The organism is Actinomadura sp. NEAU-AAG7, assembly GCF_018603865.1.
GTDB lineage: Bacteria > Actinomycetota > Actinomycetes > Streptosporangiales > Streptosporangiaceae > Spirillospora > Spirillospora litoris.
The window spans coordinates 501,821-516,081 of the sequence record NZ_JAHFZY010000006.1 but is presented as its reverse complement, the minus strand read 5'-3'; the positions used below and the strand labels follow the sequence as shown (position 1 = coordinate 516,081).

General features: G+C 72.0%; 12 protein-coding genes. 4 read left to right on the top strand and 8 right to left on the bottom strand.

Annotation, left to right across the window (positions count from 1 at the left end; genetic code table 11):
* The first annotated feature begins 59 nt into the window (after positions 1-59).
* Positions 60-566, top strand: a complete 507-nt coding sequence (locus KLI87_RS28795; protein WP_214619444.1) for a cupin domain-containing protein — start codon at positions 60-62, stop codon at positions 564-566.
* 78 nt (positions 567-644) lie between these two features.
* A complete protein-coding gene (locus KLI87_RS28790; protein ID WP_214619443.1) occupies positions 645-2,108 on the top strand; it encodes an MFS transporter in 1,464 nt (487 codons plus the stop codon).
* Positions 2,109-2,180: 72 nt separating this feature from the next.
* On the opposite strand, the gene KLI87_RS28785 is transcribed toward KLI87_RS28790, so the two are convergent.
* The gene (locus KLI87_RS28785) at positions 2,181-3,623 is read right to left on the bottom strand and encodes a PLP-dependent aminotransferase family protein (RefSeq protein WP_214619442.1); all 1,443 of its coding nucleotides are present in this window, start codon (positions 3,621-3,623) and stop codon (positions 2,181-2,183) included.
* A gap of 212 nt (positions 3,624-3,835) precedes the next feature.
* Positions 3,836-4,231: a cupin domain-containing protein gene (locus tag KLI87_RS28780; protein WP_214619441.1), complete on the bottom strand. Its 396-nt coding sequence runs from the start codon at positions 4,229-4,231 to the stop codon at positions 3,836-3,838.
* Positions 4,232-4,282: 51 nt separating this feature from the next.
* Between KLI87_RS28780 and KLI87_RS28775 the strand changes: the two genes are divergently transcribed.
* Positions 4,283-5,272 (top strand): helix-turn-helix domain-containing protein, encoded by a 990-nt coding sequence (locus tag KLI87_RS28775; RefSeq protein WP_214619440.1) that lies wholly within the window; start codon positions 4,283-4,285, stop codon positions 5,270-5,272.
* A 101-nt stretch (positions 5,273-5,373) separates the two neighbouring features.
* Here the strand turns inward: KLI87_RS28775 and KLI87_RS28770 are convergent, their stop codons facing one another.
* From KLI87_RS28770 to KLI87_RS28750, 5 genes are all read right to left on the bottom strand, one after another.
* Positions 5,374-6,570 (bottom strand): isopenicillin N synthase family oxygenase, encoded by a 1,197-nt coding sequence (locus tag KLI87_RS28770; protein ID WP_214619439.1) that lies wholly within the window; start codon positions 6,568-6,570, stop codon positions 5,374-5,376.
* A 62-nt stretch (positions 6,571-6,632) separates the two neighbouring features.
* Positions 6,633-7,592 carry a sulfotransferase gene (locus KLI87_RS41670; RefSeq protein WP_214619438.1) on the bottom strand — a complete coding sequence of 320 codons (960 nt, stop codon included), beginning with the start codon at positions 7,590-7,592 and terminating at the stop codon, positions 6,633-6,635.
* Between the two features lie 116 nt (positions 7,593-7,708).
* Entirely contained in the window at positions 7,709-8,398 is a 690-nt protein-coding gene (locus KLI87_RS28760) for a response regulator transcription factor (RefSeq protein ID WP_214619437.1), read from the bottom strand.
* Positions 8,395-9,603 (bottom strand): sensor histidine kinase, encoded by a 1,209-nt coding sequence (locus KLI87_RS28755; protein ID WP_214619436.1) that lies wholly within the window; start codon positions 9,601-9,603, stop codon positions 8,395-8,397. Before KLI87_RS28755 ends, KLI87_RS28760 begins: the two co-directional genes overlap by 4 nt.
* Positions 9,590-11,761: an MMPL family transporter gene (locus KLI87_RS28750; protein WP_308166267.1), complete on the bottom strand. Its 2,172-nt coding sequence runs from the start codon at positions 11,759-11,761 to the stop codon at positions 9,590-9,592. Before KLI87_RS28750 ends, KLI87_RS28755 begins: the two co-directional genes overlap by 14 nt.
* 416 nt (positions 11,762-12,177) lie before the next feature.
* On the opposite strand from KLI87_RS28750, the gene KLI87_RS28745 reads away from it, so the two are divergent.
* The gene (locus tag KLI87_RS28745) at positions 12,178-13,689 is read left to right on the top strand and encodes an RtcB family protein (RefSeq protein WP_214619434.1); all 1,512 of its coding nucleotides are present in this window, start codon (positions 12,178-12,180) and stop codon (positions 13,687-13,689) included.
* A gap of 22 nt (positions 13,690-13,711) precedes the next feature.
* On the opposite strand, the gene KLI87_RS28740 is transcribed toward KLI87_RS28745, so the two are convergent.
* On the bottom strand, positions 13,712-14,251 hold the full coding sequence (locus KLI87_RS28740; protein ID WP_156216445.1) for a TetR/AcrR family transcriptional regulator: 540 nt from the start codon (positions 14,249-14,251) through the stop codon (positions 13,712-13,714).
* Positions 14,252-14,261: the final 10 nt, after the last annotated feature.

The following is a 14,261-nucleotide window of genomic DNA, read 5'->3' as shown; positions in this document are numbered from 1 at the left end:
TCATCGGTGTCAGCAAGAAGCGCCTGGTGGGAAGCCAGGCCGGCCCTCCGGGAGAATCCATGAACGCCGCCGCCTCGAACCACTCGAACGCACCCCTTCTCGTCCGGTCCGAGACCGCCGAGTCCCTCCAGGACGGCGCGACGAGCCTGATCACCCTGCTCGCCGACGCGGGCGCGACCGGCGGGGCGCTGACCGCCAACAAGGCCACGTTCCAGAAGGGTTCGCCGGGCGCTCCCGCGCACTTCCACACCAAGGCGACCGAGATGTTCTTCGTCCTGGACGGCACGATGCGGATCCTCGTGGACGCGGAGGTCCTGACCCTGGACAAGGGCGACTTCCTCACCGTCCCGCCGACCGTGCCGCACGCGTTCGCGCCGGCTCCCGGCAGTGAGGCCGAGATGCTGGTGGTCTTCACCCCCGGCCTGGAGCGCTTCGACTACTACCGGCTCCTGGAGCGTGTCCACCGGGGCGAGGCCACGGTGCAGGACATCCGCGACAGCTCGCAGCAGTACGACAACCACTACTTCGACAGCCCCGTGTGGTCGAAGGCCCTCGCCGAGCACTGAGCCCGTAGCCGGGCCGCGTGAACCAGCGGCCCGGCCGGGTGTCCCCCCTGCGCCTCCTTCTCCGAAAGTGGTTTCCCCATGCCCTCGACCACGTCCTCAGCACCCGGGCGGCGCCGCCTGGGAGCGACGCTGGCGCTGCTGGCGTTCGCTCAGTTGATCATCTCGATCGATTACAACATCGTGTACGTCGCGCTGCCGGAGATCGGCTCCGGCCTCGGCTTCTCCGCGCAGGACCTCCAGTGGGTCGTCAGCGCGTACGCCGTCGCGTTCGGCGGCTTCCTGCTGCTCGGCGGGCGGGCGAGTGACCTGTTCGGGTCGCGGCGGCTGTTCGCCTCGGGACTGGTCCTGTACGCGGTCTCCTCGCTGCTCGGTGGCCTCGCCGAATCCGCCGCGGTGCTGGTCGGGGCCCGCGCCGGACAGGGGATCGGTGGGGCGCTCCTGTTCCCCGCGACGCTCACCCTGGTCTCCACGAGCTTCGCCGAAGGGCGTGAGCGCAACCGGGCGTTCGCGGTGTGGGGCACTGCGGGCGGCAGCGGGATGATCCTCGGCTCGCTGCTCGGCGGTGTGCTGACGGACGCGTTCGGCTGGGAGGCGGTGTTCTTCGTCAACGTGCCCCTGGCCGGTGCCGCCGCGCTGCTCGCCTTCGTGTTGATCGCACCGGACGGCCCGCGCGCCGGTAACCGTTCGATGGACGTCGCGGGGGCGCTGACCTCGACGATCGGCGTCACGGCCGTGGTGTTCGCCCTGGTGCAGGGGCCGGAGTCGGGATGGCTCTCGCCCGTGGTCCTGACCGCCGCGCTCGCGGGCGCCCTCATGCTCGCCGCTTTCGTCGCGGTCGAACGGCGCAGCGCGGACCCGCTGATGCCGCTGCGCCTGTTCACCAACCGCGACCTGAGCGTGGGGACGGTCGTCACGTTCCTGTACATGGGCACCTTCGGCACGCTGATGTACTTCCTGACCGTGTACTTCCAGGGCGTGCACGGCTACGACGCGCTGACCACCGGGCTGGCGTTCCTGGCGCCGATGGCCGCCATCGCGGTCGGCTCGCAGCTCGCGGGCAGGCTGGCCACCCGGTACGGGATCCGGCCGGTGCTTGTCGCGGCGCTGGCGGCGGGTGGCGTCGGCACCGTGATCGTCGCCGCGACCATGGCGACCGACGCCTCCTACGCCGCGCTGATCCCCGGGCTGCTCGTGCTCGGGCTCGGCCAGGGCGCGGGGTACACCCTGATGTTCGGTGCCGCCGCGTCGGGGGTGGCCGCGGCGGACCAGGGGATCGCCTCGGGCGTCGTGTCCACCAGCCAGCAGGTCGGCGGCGCGGTCGGCCTGGCCCTGCTGGTGGCCGTCGCCAACGCGGGCCTGGACGGGCTCGGGGGCCAGGCGCTGCGTGCCGCGACCACCGACGGGCTGCGCGGTGCGGTGTTGATCGCCGCGGCGGGCATCGTGGCGACCGCGCTGGTCGCACTCGGCCTGCGCAAGCCCCGCACCGCGCCGGTGGCCGAGCGCCACGAGCAGACCGGCGGTCGATCGGTCATGCACGTTTGATCGTCACAGGTTCGGCGTGGTGCCACCCCTTCCGGGTGGCACCACGCTTTGCGTTCTGAAGCGGTGTGCGGCTCAGGCGGCGGGGGGTGGCGGCAGGGCGCGGCACAGCCCGTCGAGCGCCGGTCGGTAGCGGTGGTCGGGAGGCGTGGCGTATCCGACGACCAGGCCGTCGCGGTGGGGTTGGGGGCTGTCGGGGTGTCGGAACGTCGCGAGGCCGTCGAGCGCCACGCCCATCCGGGTGGCCGCCCTGGCGGTCGAGGCCTCGGTACCGGGTGGAAGACGCAGGACCGCGTGCAGCCCGGCCGCGATCCCGGTCACCGCGATGTGCGGGGCGCGTTCGGCCAAGGTCACCGCCAGCAGGTTGCGGCGGGCACGATAGCGCTGCCGCATGCGGCGGATGTGCTTGTCGTAGTTCCCGGACGCGATGAACTCCGCGAGCGCCAACTGGTCGGTGACACCCGTCCACGCCTCGCGCAACCCCTTGGCCGCGAGCATCGCCTCGACCAGGTGCGGCGGCAGCACCATCCAGCCGAGCCGGATCGCCGGGGACAGGCTCTTGCTCACCGAACCCAGGTAGACGACGTGGTCAGGATCGAGCCCCTGAAGGGCGCCGACCGGTTCACGGTCATAGCGGAACTCGCCGTCGTAGTCGTCCTCCAGCACCACGCCGCCACGGCCGCGCGCCCAGTCGACGGCTGCGGCACGGCGCGTCGGATGCAGCGGGCCGCCGGTCGGGAACTGGTGAGCGGGCGTGAGGAGGACGCCACCTGCCCCGCGCCGCGACGCGAGACCAGGGTGCGACGCCAGTTCGTCGGTCCGTGCGCCGCTCTCGTCAAGGCCCATCGGGATCGTGCGCACTCCGGCGTCGGCCAGGATGCCGCGATGGAAGGACAGGCCGTACGGCTCGACGGCCAGCGGCCCGGACAGCACACCGCCGAACAGCAGGCGCAGCCCGTGCGCGAACCCGGCGCAGACAACGATCTGGTCCGGTGAGGCGGACACCCCACGCGCCCGCGCGAGGTACTCGGCCAGCGCCCGGCGCAGTTCGGGACGTCCCTGAGGATCGCCGGGGGCGAACGCGTCATGCGGCGCGGCGGTGATCGCGCGACGGACGGCCGCGGTCCACGCGGCACGGGGGAAGGACGTCGCATCGGGTTGGCCCTGCCGCAGATTGTGGGCGACGGCGCCGACCTTGCGGTCGGGCGCCTTTCCGGGCGCGCGCCGGGGCTTGGCGACGACGCGTGCGGCGACCCGGGTACCGGCACCCTGCCGAGCGGTCAACCAGCCTTCGGCGACCAACTCGGCGTAGGCGTCCGCGACCGTGTTGCGCGCGACCCCCAGGTCCACCGCCAGCGAACGGTACGGCGGCAGCCGCGTCCCCGGCGCGAGCCGTCCACTGCGCACCGCCTCCCGCAGTGCCGCCGCCACCGCCGCCCGGCGGGGTCCGGTGGGCGACAGCTCAAGATGCAGGTCGGAGCCCGCTTCACGGGCAGAATTGACCGGAGAGTCCGGCACTTGACTGCCCCCTTGGATCGGTCTTTCGGATCCCCAGGGTAGCCGCGTGCCCAACGTCTCACTGCAAGCAGGGCCGGATAGGCGGTGGTCCTGGCCTCCAGGCTGGGCAGGGAGGCCAGGACCAAGAAGGTGGGTCTTCAGCCGCTCTTCGGTCCGATCTGCCGGAACGGCACGCCTCGGTGAGGCTGCTCGCCGTTCGAGCGTGCTCTGGATCAGGAGTCGAGCGCGTGCCCGGTCGTCGCGTCCACGTGGTCCGGGATGTCGTCGTGGCGATCGCCGACCGACGAGGTCCCGGAGGGTTCGAACATGAGGATGGAGGCGCCGGACGGAGCGTAGGGCCTGTGCTCCGTGCCCCGGGGGACGGTGAAGACCGCGCCTTGGGGGAGCAGAACGGTGCGCTCCCCTGAGGGCTCGCGCAGGGAGATGTGCAGCTCTCCGTCGAGCACGAGGAAGAACTCGTCGGTGTCGTCGTGGACGTGCCAGACGTGCTCGCCTTCGACCTTCGCGATGCGGACGTCGTAGTCGTTGACCCGCGTGACGATGCGGGGGCTCCACAGGGCGTCGAAGGAGGTCAGCGCCTTGCCGAGAAGGATGGGGTCGTTGCTCATAGGCTCATCCTGGGGTGTGCGGGCGCTCCGCGTGAGTGCTAGGAATTGCATATGGCGAAAGAATCCTCGCACGCCGTTCGCGCGGGCCTGCACCGGGTCGTCGTGATCGTCGACGAGAACTCCAACCCGTTCGAACTCGGCTGTGCGACCGAGGTCTTCGGTCTGCCCAGGCCCGAGCTCGGCCGTGACCTCTACGACTTCAGGCTCTGCGCCGCCGAGCCGAGCACCGTGATGCGGGACGGGTTCTTCACTCTCACGGGGGTCGCCGAGCTGGAGGAGGCCGACGAGGCGGACACCCTGATCGTCCCCAACCGGCCCGACGTGGAGGTTCCCCGCCGTCTGGTCGTGCTCGACGCCATCCGGCGGGCGCACGAGCGCGGGGCGCGCCTGATCGGCTTCTGCAGCGGCGCCTTCACCATGGCCGAAGCCGGGGTGCTCGACGGACGCCGCGCCACCGCGCACTGGCAGTGGGCGGACTCCTTCCGCACCCGTTTCCCTTCCGTGCGGCTGGAGCCGGATGTGCTGTTCGTGGACGACGGTGACATCCTCACCGCCGCCGGAAGCGCGGCCGCACTCGACCTCGGGCTGCACGTGGTCCGCCGCGACTACGGCGCGGAGATCGCCAACGCCGTGAGCCGGCGACTGGTGTTCGCGGCGCATCGCGACGGCGGGCAGCGGCAGTTCGTGGAGCGTCCCATGCCCAACCTGCCGGACGAGTCGCTGGCACCCGTCCTGGACTGGGCCAACGAACGGCTGGACTCGCCGCTCACGGTCGCCGCCCTGGCGGCGCGTGCGGCGGTCAGCCCGGCGACGCTGCATCGCCGCTTCCAGGCGCAACTGGGCACGACCCCGCTGAGATGGCTCACCGGCGAACGCCTCGCTCTGGCATGCCGCCTGATCGAGCGGGGCGAGACCCGCTTCGAGGTCGTCGCGCGGCGCAGCGGGCTCGGCACCGCCGCCAATCTGCGTGCGTTGATGCGTCGCGAGACCGGCGTCACCCCCTCGGCGTACCAGCGCAGGTTCGGCCCCGAGGCGAAATAACGTCTACCCCTGAGCGGCGGAGCGGTGCCGGGCGCTGCGAGTCCGCGTGGGCTCCGCGGGGCGCCCGGCATTCGCGGCCCTCGGTCCGGCGGAACCGTTGGCTACTGGGCGGGGGCGAACAGTTTCTGTGTCTTCATGGCCATCCATTCCCCGGCGATGACGGACTGGGGCGGTTGCTGGTTGGCGACGGGGGAGAGGGGCGGTAGCGGATCGATCTCCGCATCGTGGTTGGGCTGGAAGAAGAACGGGATGGACAGGCGTGAGGAGGTGTCCGCCCGCTCGGGGTTGACCACCCGGTGCATGGTCGAGACCCACCGGCCGCCGGTCCACAGGGCCATGAGGTCACCGATGTTGATCACGAAGCTGTCTGGGATGGCGCGGACGTCGCGCCAGGTGTCCTCGCCTTGAAGGACCTGCAGTCCTCCCTTGTCGTCCTGCTGGTAGAGGACGGTGAGCCCGCCGAAGTCGGTGTGCGCGCCTCTGCGGAGCTGGTTCGGCAGCGGCTCGTCCACCTGGGGGTAGTAGAAGTTGGCGACCAGCGATGAGACGTGCCGGTCGAACCTGTCGTCGAAGTGGTCTTCGGCGAGCCCGAGGGCGCGGGCGCACAGATGCAGCAGGTCGGCCGCCAGCGCGTGGATCGCGGCCATGTATTCCTGCCAGGTGTCCTTGAAGTCGGCCGGGGTCCGCGGCCACAGGTTGGCCAGTTTCCAGGTCGCCCAGTAGTCGCCGAGCGCCTCGCGCTCCCGGTCGCCCAGCTCTCCCGTGACGTGCGCGCCGAAGGACTCGCACAGGTCGGGCGGCGTCCTGCGGTCGAGGCTCTGGGCGGTGGTGCCGCCGGACCGGCGGAAGCCGGAGAATCCCGGTCGGCTCGCGAACCGGTCCTTCTCTGCGTCCGGCTGTGTGAAGAACGTGGTGGTCGCCGTGTGCATGCGGTCGATGAGCTCAGATGGGATCCCGTGACCGACGATGACGAAGAAGCCCGACGTCCGGCAGGCCCTGCCGATCGCCTCGGCGAGTGCGGCACGGCCGGATTCGTCGTGCCGGGCGGCGATATCGATGACCGGAACATATCCGTCGACCATGGTGACCGAATTCGGGCTCATGGGTTCCTCCATTGTGCTGTTTTCGCCGACTGGCCGGGCGGGGTGGAATGGACTGGCTTGGGGGGATTCCTCAAACCGGGCTTGGTCGAGGCTGTCTCCGAGAGCCATGACTTCCACTGTTCCGTTGAACCGGTCCCGGAGGCTTTCGCCGTCCGCGATCTCGGCGACCAGCCCGAACCAGCCGGCAACCCTCAAGCACATGGAGAAGCCCTCGGTGGGGTTGATCGAGGCCCCGCGAGGGTGTGCCTGTTCGGTCGCTACCGGTATCCCATGGCTGCGATGACATCCCCGAGCGCTCGTTCGATCAGGGCGCGGGTGTCGCTGTCGAACCGGTCGTCGCGGTGGTGGAGGTTGCGCGTGCGGAACGTCGACGCGGTCGCGAAGTCGTCAACGCCGACGCTCTCGAAGAGGGCCTTTCGCTGCTCCGGCCAGGCCGCGGCGAGGTCCTCCGCCTTGATCTCAACGTAGCGCCTGGTATCGAGGTCGGCGTTCGCCTTCCAGGCGAGCCATCGGTCATAGATCGGCTTCAGCCAGGCGAGCACGCCCTCGACCGTGGACGGCGCCCATGGCTGGTCGATGTGCGACGCGACCACCGCTACCGGGTGGCGCTTGATGTGGACGATGGTCGCCTCGGAGTAGAGCTCCCAGAGGAAGTCCATGCACAGAAGATTGAACGGTGTCTTCTCGCACCAGATCGGCTTTCCCGCATCTTCTGCCGCACCGCCGAACATCGTGTCGACGGCCCGACGAAGGACGGCGAGCAGTTCGCTCCGATCACTGAAGTACCTCGGGACCGCCCGTCGGCGGCTCTGAGGCTCGAACGGCCCGGGGGGCCAGTCGGTGTGGCCGAACCCCGCGCCCGGCACGGGCTCGTCGAACGTCGTCGCGACGAGTTCCGGCCACAGCCGTCCCACCGCGCCCCAGTAGTGCCGCTCGCCGATGGCCTGCGGAACGTTGTGACCACGGTCGATGTCGATGTTGAGAACGAGTCGCCGGGTCAGGAGGTCGCTGAGCCTGCGGAGGGCGTCGTCCCCGACGTAAGGGTCGTATCGGATCGTGAGCGCGTCCGCCAGGTCCCTGAAGCCGCCCGGGTCGACCAGGAACCTGGTCTCGATCGGGATTCTGTGTACCCGGGGGTGTTCGCCGAGGATGTTCGCGAGCTGCGATGTTCCCGACCGTCCGGTACCGGCTACGAAGATGGGCGAGGGAGCGACCACGTGGAAGTACTCAACTCGCTACGCTCCGAAGCGTCAATCGAATTAGGGGTGTCCAAGCTCCAGCCGTCCCCGTTCGCGATTGGAACCGGCACCGACCGGGCGGCGGCCGGTGAGCGTCAGGTCTCGTCGGGGGTGTGCTCGGGGGCCTGGGCCAGCCCCGTCTGGTAGGCGATGACGACGAGCTGCGCCCGGTCGCGGGCGTCCAGTTTCGTCATGGCCCGTTGGACGTGGGCGCGGACGGTGAAGGGGCTGAGGAACATCCGGTCGGCGATCTCCTGGTTGGACAGGCCGGTCGCGACCAGGGCCACCATCTCGCGTTCGCGCGGGGTGAGGACGGCGAGCTGCTCGGGAACGTGCGTCGGGGGCCCGTCCGGTGCGGTGGCCAGAAAACGGGCGACCAGGGACCGGGTCGCGGCGGGGGAGAGCAGGGTCTCGCCGTCGGCGATCGTGCGCACGGCGTGCAGCAGGTCCTCGGCCCCCATGCCCTTGCCGATGAAGCCCCCGGCCCCCGCGCGCAGCGCCTGGGCGACGTACTCGTCGGTCTCGTAGGTGGTCAGGATCAGGATGCGGCTGGCGCGCAGGTCCGGGTCCGCGCAGATCTCGGCGGTGGCGGTGAGGCCGTCCACCTCGGGCATGCGGATGTCCATGACCACCACGTCCGGACGCAGCTCCCGCGTGAGCCTCACCGCCTCCGCGCCGTCGGCGGCCTCGCCGACCACCGTGATGTCGTCGGCGCTGTCGAGGAGCAGGCGGAAGGCGCCGCGCAGCAGGGCCTGATCGTCGGCGAGCAGCACCCGGAGCGTCACGACGCGTCCTCCGCGGCCGTGTCCCTGGCGGGCGGGAGGGGCAGTTCGGTGGAGACGAGGAAGCCGCCCTCCGGGCGGCTGCCCGCGGAGAGGTGCCCGCCGACCGCGGTGGCGCGTTCGCGCAACCCGATCAGCCCGTAGCCGGGCGGCTGGTCCGCCGCGGGCGCGTCCCCTCCGTCGTCGGCGACGGTGATGGTGACGCGGTCGCGGTTCCAGGCGAGGCGCACCCGGGCGGTCCCGGTACCGGCGTGTTTGGCCACGTTGGTCAGGGCCTCCTGGACGATGCGGTAGGCGGTGAGGTCCACTCCCGGTGGCAGCGGCCTGGCGGTGCCCTCATGCTCCACCGTCACCTCAAGGCCCGCGCGGCGGAAGGATTCGAGGAGCGTGGGAAGCCGGGACAGGCCGGGCGCCGGTTCGGAGGGCGCCACCGCGTCCCCGGACTGGCGCAGCAGGCCGACCGTGGCCCGCAGGTCGTCGAGCGCGTCGCGGGTGGTCGCGACGAGTTCCCGCAGGCTCTTGCGCGTCTGCTCCGGACGGGCGTCGAACAGGTGGGAGGCGACCGTCGCCTGGGCGTTGGCCAGGGTGATCTGGTGGGCGACCAGGTCGTGCAGCTCCCGGGCGATGCGCACCCGCTCCTCGGCCACCCTCCGGCGCGCCTCGCTGTCGCGGCTCTCCTCGGCGCGCCTGGCCCGCTCCTCCATGGCCGCCAGGTAGGCCCGGCGGTTCCGCGTCGAGTGGCCGAGGACCGCCGCGATCAGCGGGGACGCCGCCACCAGCCCCATCCGGCTCGCGTCCTTCCAGGAGAGATCCCCGAAAAGGGGGGTGGAGGCGACCAGCAGCGCGGCGGAGGCCAGCGTCACCGCGCTCGCCGCGCGCCCGTCGAGGCGCACGGCGAGCGAGTAGGCGGCGACGACGGCGGGGACCACGATGAGCGGGGTCAGCAGGAGGCCCAGGGGCTGCACCAGCACGCCGCACACGGTCGTGCCGGCCACGGCCGCCAGCGGGGCCCGGTGCCGCACCGGCAGGACGGCGCAGGACACCACGGCGATCACGTAGGCCGCGACCGGCGGCGGTCCCAGCGTGTCGTCGATCTGGAGCACGCCCCCGAGCAGGCAGAACGCGAACGCCACCGCCGTGACCGCCCCCGCGCGCCACCGCGTCCCGCGCACGGCCCCGTCCGCCATGTCCGGCTCAGCGCCCGCCATGGCGCAACCGCGGCAGGGTGGTCGCGGGGGACGGGGCGCGCCCGCTCAGCGCCTCGCCCTCGATGTCCACGTTCGGCAGCACACGGTTCAGCGTACGGGGCAGCCACCAGGCCCGGTCGCCGAGCAGCGCCAGGACCGCGGGCGCGATCGCCATCCGGACCACGAAGGCGTCGAAGGCGACGGCGGAGGCCAGGCCGACGCCCATCGTCTGGATGGTCGGGTTGTTCATGCCGATGAATCCGGTGAACACGCTGATCATGATGATCGCCGCGGCGGCCACCACGCGTCCGCTGTGCCGGAACCCGCTGACGATCGCCTCGCCGGGGGACGCGCCGTGGACGTGGGACTCCCGCATCCGGCTGACGAGGAACACCTCGTAGTCCATGGCGAGGCCGAACACGATGCCGATGATGAGGATCGGCATCAGCGACATGACCGGCCCGGTCTGCTCGATGCCGATCAGGTCCGCCGCCCAGCCCCACTGGAAGACGGCGACGACGACGCCGAAGGCGGCGCCGACCGACAGCAGGAAGCCGAGCGCGGCCTTGATCGGGACCAGGATCGAGCGGAAGACCACCAGCAGCAGGAGCACCGCCAGGCCGATCACCACGGTCAGGTAGGGGACGAGGGCGTCGGACATGGCGTCGGAGATGTCGATGTTCAGCGCGGTGGTGCCGGTCACCAGGACGCCGGCACCCGTGCGGGCCTCGACGCCGGGGGCCGCGTCCCGGATCGCGTGCACCAGGTCCTTGGTCTCACCGCTGTTCGGCGCGGTCTTCGGGACGGCGGTGAGGACGGCCGTGTCCCCGCTCCGGCTGAGCACCGGGGCACCCACCGACGCGACCCCGTCCACCCTGCGCACGGTGTCGACGACCAGGTCCGCGGTGGCCTTGGCGTTCGCGGACCCCGGCATGTCCACGACGACGGTCAGCGGGCCGTTGAAGCCGGGGCCGAAGCCGTCCGACAGCAGGTCGTAGGCGCGGCGCTCGGTGGTGTCCGCCGACTTGGACTCGTCCCCGGGCAGGCCGAGTTCGAGGCTCAGCGCCGGGATCGCGACGGCGCCGAGCCCGAGTCCGGCGACCAGCAGCACGGCGACCGGACGGCGCAGCACGAACCGCGCCCAGCGGATGCCGAGGCCGGGCCGCCCGGCCTCGGCGGGGTGCGGTCGCTCGTTTCCCGGAACCATCGCCCTGCGGACGGCGCGGGACAGCACCCGCCGCCCGAAGAAGCCGAACAGCGCGGGCACCAGGGTCAGCGCGACGAGCACAGCGAGCGCCACGGCGCCCGCGCCGGCCAGGCCCATCCTGGTCAGCTCGGGGATGCCGACGACCCCGAGGCCGACCAGGGCGATGAAGACGGTCGCACCGGCGAAGACGACGGCGGACCCGGCCGTCCCCACCGCGCGGCCCGCGGCCTCCTCCGGCTCGCCGCCCACGGCGCGCTCGTCGCGGAAGCGGGAGGTGATGAACAGCGCGTAGTCGATGCCGACCGCGAGACCCAGCATCAGCGCCAGGATGGCGACGGTGGACGTCAGCCCCAGCGGGACGGCCAGCGCGCTGACCAGGCCGAAGCTGATCGCCACGCCCCAGAACGCGGTCAGCAGCGACAGCCCGGCCGCGACCAGCGACCCGAGGGCGAGGATCAGTACCACCGCCGCGACACCGACGCCGATGAGCTCCGTCGTGCCGCCCGGCGCCTCCTCGGAGTCCAGGGCCGAGCCGCCGACCTCCACGGTCAGTCCCGCGTCCCGGGCCCTGCCCGCCGCGTCCGCCAGCGCGCGCCTCGCGTGCTCGGTCAGGTCGACGGCGTCCACCGCGTAGGTGATCGTGGAGTAGGCGATGGTGCCGTCCTTGCTGACGGCGCCGCTCTGGTAGGGGTCGGTGGTCGAGGCGACCTGGTCGCCCTTCGCCAGCGAGCCGAGCGCGGCGGCGACGGCCGTCCTGCTCCGCGCGGACGTCATCCGCTGGCCGTCGGGGGCCTGGAACACCAGGCGGGCCTCGGCGCCCTGGGAGTTGCCCTGCGGAAACCGCTGATCCAGCAGGTCGAACGCCTTCTGCGACTCGGTGCCGGGCATGGCGAGGTCCTCGTCCTGGCCGGACGGCGCCAGGGCGGCGGCGACCACCGCCAGCACCAGGCCGACCAGCCACAGGGCGCTCACGAGCCGGCGCCGCCTGAAGGCCCACCGTCCGATCCGATAGAGATATGCCGCCACCTGTTGATCACTCCAGACGCCGTTGGAAAGGGGAGTGCGGGAGATTCACGCGCCTCCCAGATTTCCCTCCGGCGCCTACGCCCGGCATCGTCTCCCGCCGCCGTCTTTTCCCTGGTGCGCCTGGACCAGCCGCTCGTATCGCCTAGTGCATATGCACCAGGCCGGGGCGTCCGTTCCCCCGTGGGACGCGGGCGCCGAAATCCGGTTGGACGAGCGGCAGGCCGCCGCTAGTGTTCGTCGCACCTCGCGGCTGCTGAACCTCGGGGGAGCCCATCGCCCACCGGCGATGTCCCGTGCGTCCACTGCGGACGATCACGTGCCTGACCCATGCCCGAATTCCAGCAGCCACGAAGGAAAAGCCCATGAGCGCATCCCGGCAGGATCCGCGCCTTGTCCGCGCCGACGAAAGTTGGCTCACCCTCCCCAACCGCTGGGGCATTCCCGTCGACATCTGCGCCGGCACCGATGTGCCGATCGAGTCCAGCGCCGTCGACGAGATCCTCACCGTCCTCGAAACCGCCGACACCCTGGATCGGCTCGCCGCCGCGACCGGGGAGGGGGAGGCGGCCATCGACCGCGTCGCGCTCACCCCGGACCTGCACAAGGGCGCCGGAATCCCGATCGGCACCGTGCTGCGGACCAGCGGCGCGCTGATCCCGCAGGCGGTCGGCAACGACATCAACTGCGGGATGCGCCTGGAGGCGACCTCGCTCACCGTCGACCAGGTCCGGCCCCGGCTGGGGGCGCTGGAACGCCGGCTGCGGCACCTGTTCTTCGAAGGCGGCCGGCGGATCGCGCTGACCGGGGTCCAGCGGGAGGCCCTGCTCCGCGACGGGCTGCCCGGCCTGCTCGGCGTCCCGGGGAAGCGCGCGGACGGGATCTGGTCGCGGCACCGTTCCGAGGACGGGCGGCCGGGCCGGATCCACGGCGAGCGGTACCCGACCACGACCGCCGAGCCGTTCCGCGACTGGATCGCCAGCGCGGGCGGCACCAGCCACGACAGCATCATCGGCAGCGTCGGCGGCGGCAACCACTTCGCCGAGCTGCAGTACGTCGCCTCGATCCACGACCGGCAGGCCGCCTACGCGTGGGGGTTCGAGCTCGGGCAGGTCGTGCTGATGGTGCACAGCGGCTCGCTGTCGCTGGGGCACCAGGCCAACGCCGAGGGCCTGGACCAGGCGAGGAAGGCGTGGCCCGCGTCCGTCCGGGTCCCGGACAACAAGATCCTTCCCATCCTGTCCGGCGGGCGGAACGAGGCGGCGCTCCAGCGCTACCTCGACGCGTTCGGCAACGCCGCGAACTTCGCGGTCGGCAACCGGTACTTCCTCTCGCTCATGCTGCGCCAGGGGCTCGCCGCCGAGTGCGGCGACCTCACCGCCGACCTGGTGTACGACGCCCCGCACAACCTGCTGTGGCGGCACGACGACGGATCGGTCGTGCACCGCAAGGGCGCGACGCCCGCGGGCGGGTACGCCGACGTGGCGGACGGGCCGTACGCCATGTGGGGCGAACCGGTCATCGTGCCGGGGTCGATGGGGGCGGCCAGCTACGTGCTGCGCGGGCACGGCAACGCGCGGACGCTGGCGAGCGCGTGCCACGGCGCGGGACGCCGCGTCCCGCGCGGGGCGGCGTCGCGGGCGAGCGACGCCGACCTCGACGCGTTCCTCGCCGGGTTCCGTGTGGTGACGCCGCTCGACCACCGCGACCCCTCGGTCGCGCGCCGCGCGGACGTGATGGCCGCCTGGCGGCGCGACCTCAAGCAGGAGGCGCCGTGGGTGTACAAGGACATCGGCCCGGTCGTGTCCAGCCTCGAAAGGGCGGGCGTCGCGGACCCGGTGGTCGAGCTGCGGCCGCTCCTGACCGTCAAGGGGTAGCGAGAGGCCGCCCGGACGCGGGTCAGGTGCCGATGCCGTCGAGGAGTGATTCGACGACGGCGTCGGCGCCCTTGGCCGGGGTGAGCTCCGGCATCTCGTGCGCGGCCAGGTTGGTCAGGTGCACGAGCAGGGACCGGGCCCAGCGGTCGGGGAGACCGGGCCGGACCACGCCCTCGCGCGCGGCGCGGTCCATGAACGCGTCGAGGCGGCCGAGCAGCTCGCGCAGGCGGGGGGCGGACTCCGCGTCGTCCGGCAGGCGGCCCAGGTCGATGGGCCAGCGGCGGCTGACCCCGATGATGCCCTCGGCGTACCGGTGCAGCGCGACGGTGACCGGCGCCTCGTCCAGCCGGGCGTCGTCGACGACCTCCCAGCAGGCGTCGAGCTTGGCCCGGTGGATGGCGGCCACCAGCGCCTCACGGGTGACGAACCGGCGGTAGACAGTGCGCCGGTCGACGCCCGCCCTCGTCGCGATCGCCGCGATGCTCGCGTTCGGATCCTCCCGCAGCAGGAGCGCGGCGGTCTCCAGAACCGAGTCCAGGTTGCGTGCGGCGTCAGCTCTCATGGCGACCCCG

Bases quoted from the DNA above. Each gene is read 5' to 3' on its own strand.
- KLI87_RS28795 (WP_214619444.1), top strand. From the start codon at position 60: ATGAACGCCGCCGCCTCGAACCACTCGAACGCACCCCTTCTCGTCCGG.
- KLI87_RS28790 (WP_214619443.1), top strand. From the start codon at position 645: ATGCCCTCGACCACGTCCTCAGCACCCGGGCGGCGCCGCCTGGGAGCG.
- KLI87_RS28780 (WP_214619441.1), bottom strand. From the start codon at position 4,231: ATGAGCAACGACCCCATCCTTCTCGGCAAGGCGCTGACCTCCTTCGAC.
- KLI87_RS28775 (WP_214619440.1), top strand. From the start codon at position 4,283: ATGGCGAAAGAATCCTCGCACGCCGTTCGCGCGGGCCTGCACCGGGTC.
- KLI87_RS28755 (WP_214619436.1), bottom strand. From the start codon at position 9,603: ATGGCGGGCGCTGAGCCGGACATGGCGGACGGGGCCGTGCGCGGGACG.
- KLI87_RS28745 (WP_214619434.1), top strand. From the start codon at position 12,178: ATGAGCGCATCCCGGCAGGATCCGCGCCTTGTCCGCGCCGACGAAAGT.
- KLI87_RS28740 (WP_156216445.1), bottom strand. From the start codon at position 14,251: ATGAGAGCTGACGCCGCACGCAACCTGGACTCGGTTCTGGAGACCGCC.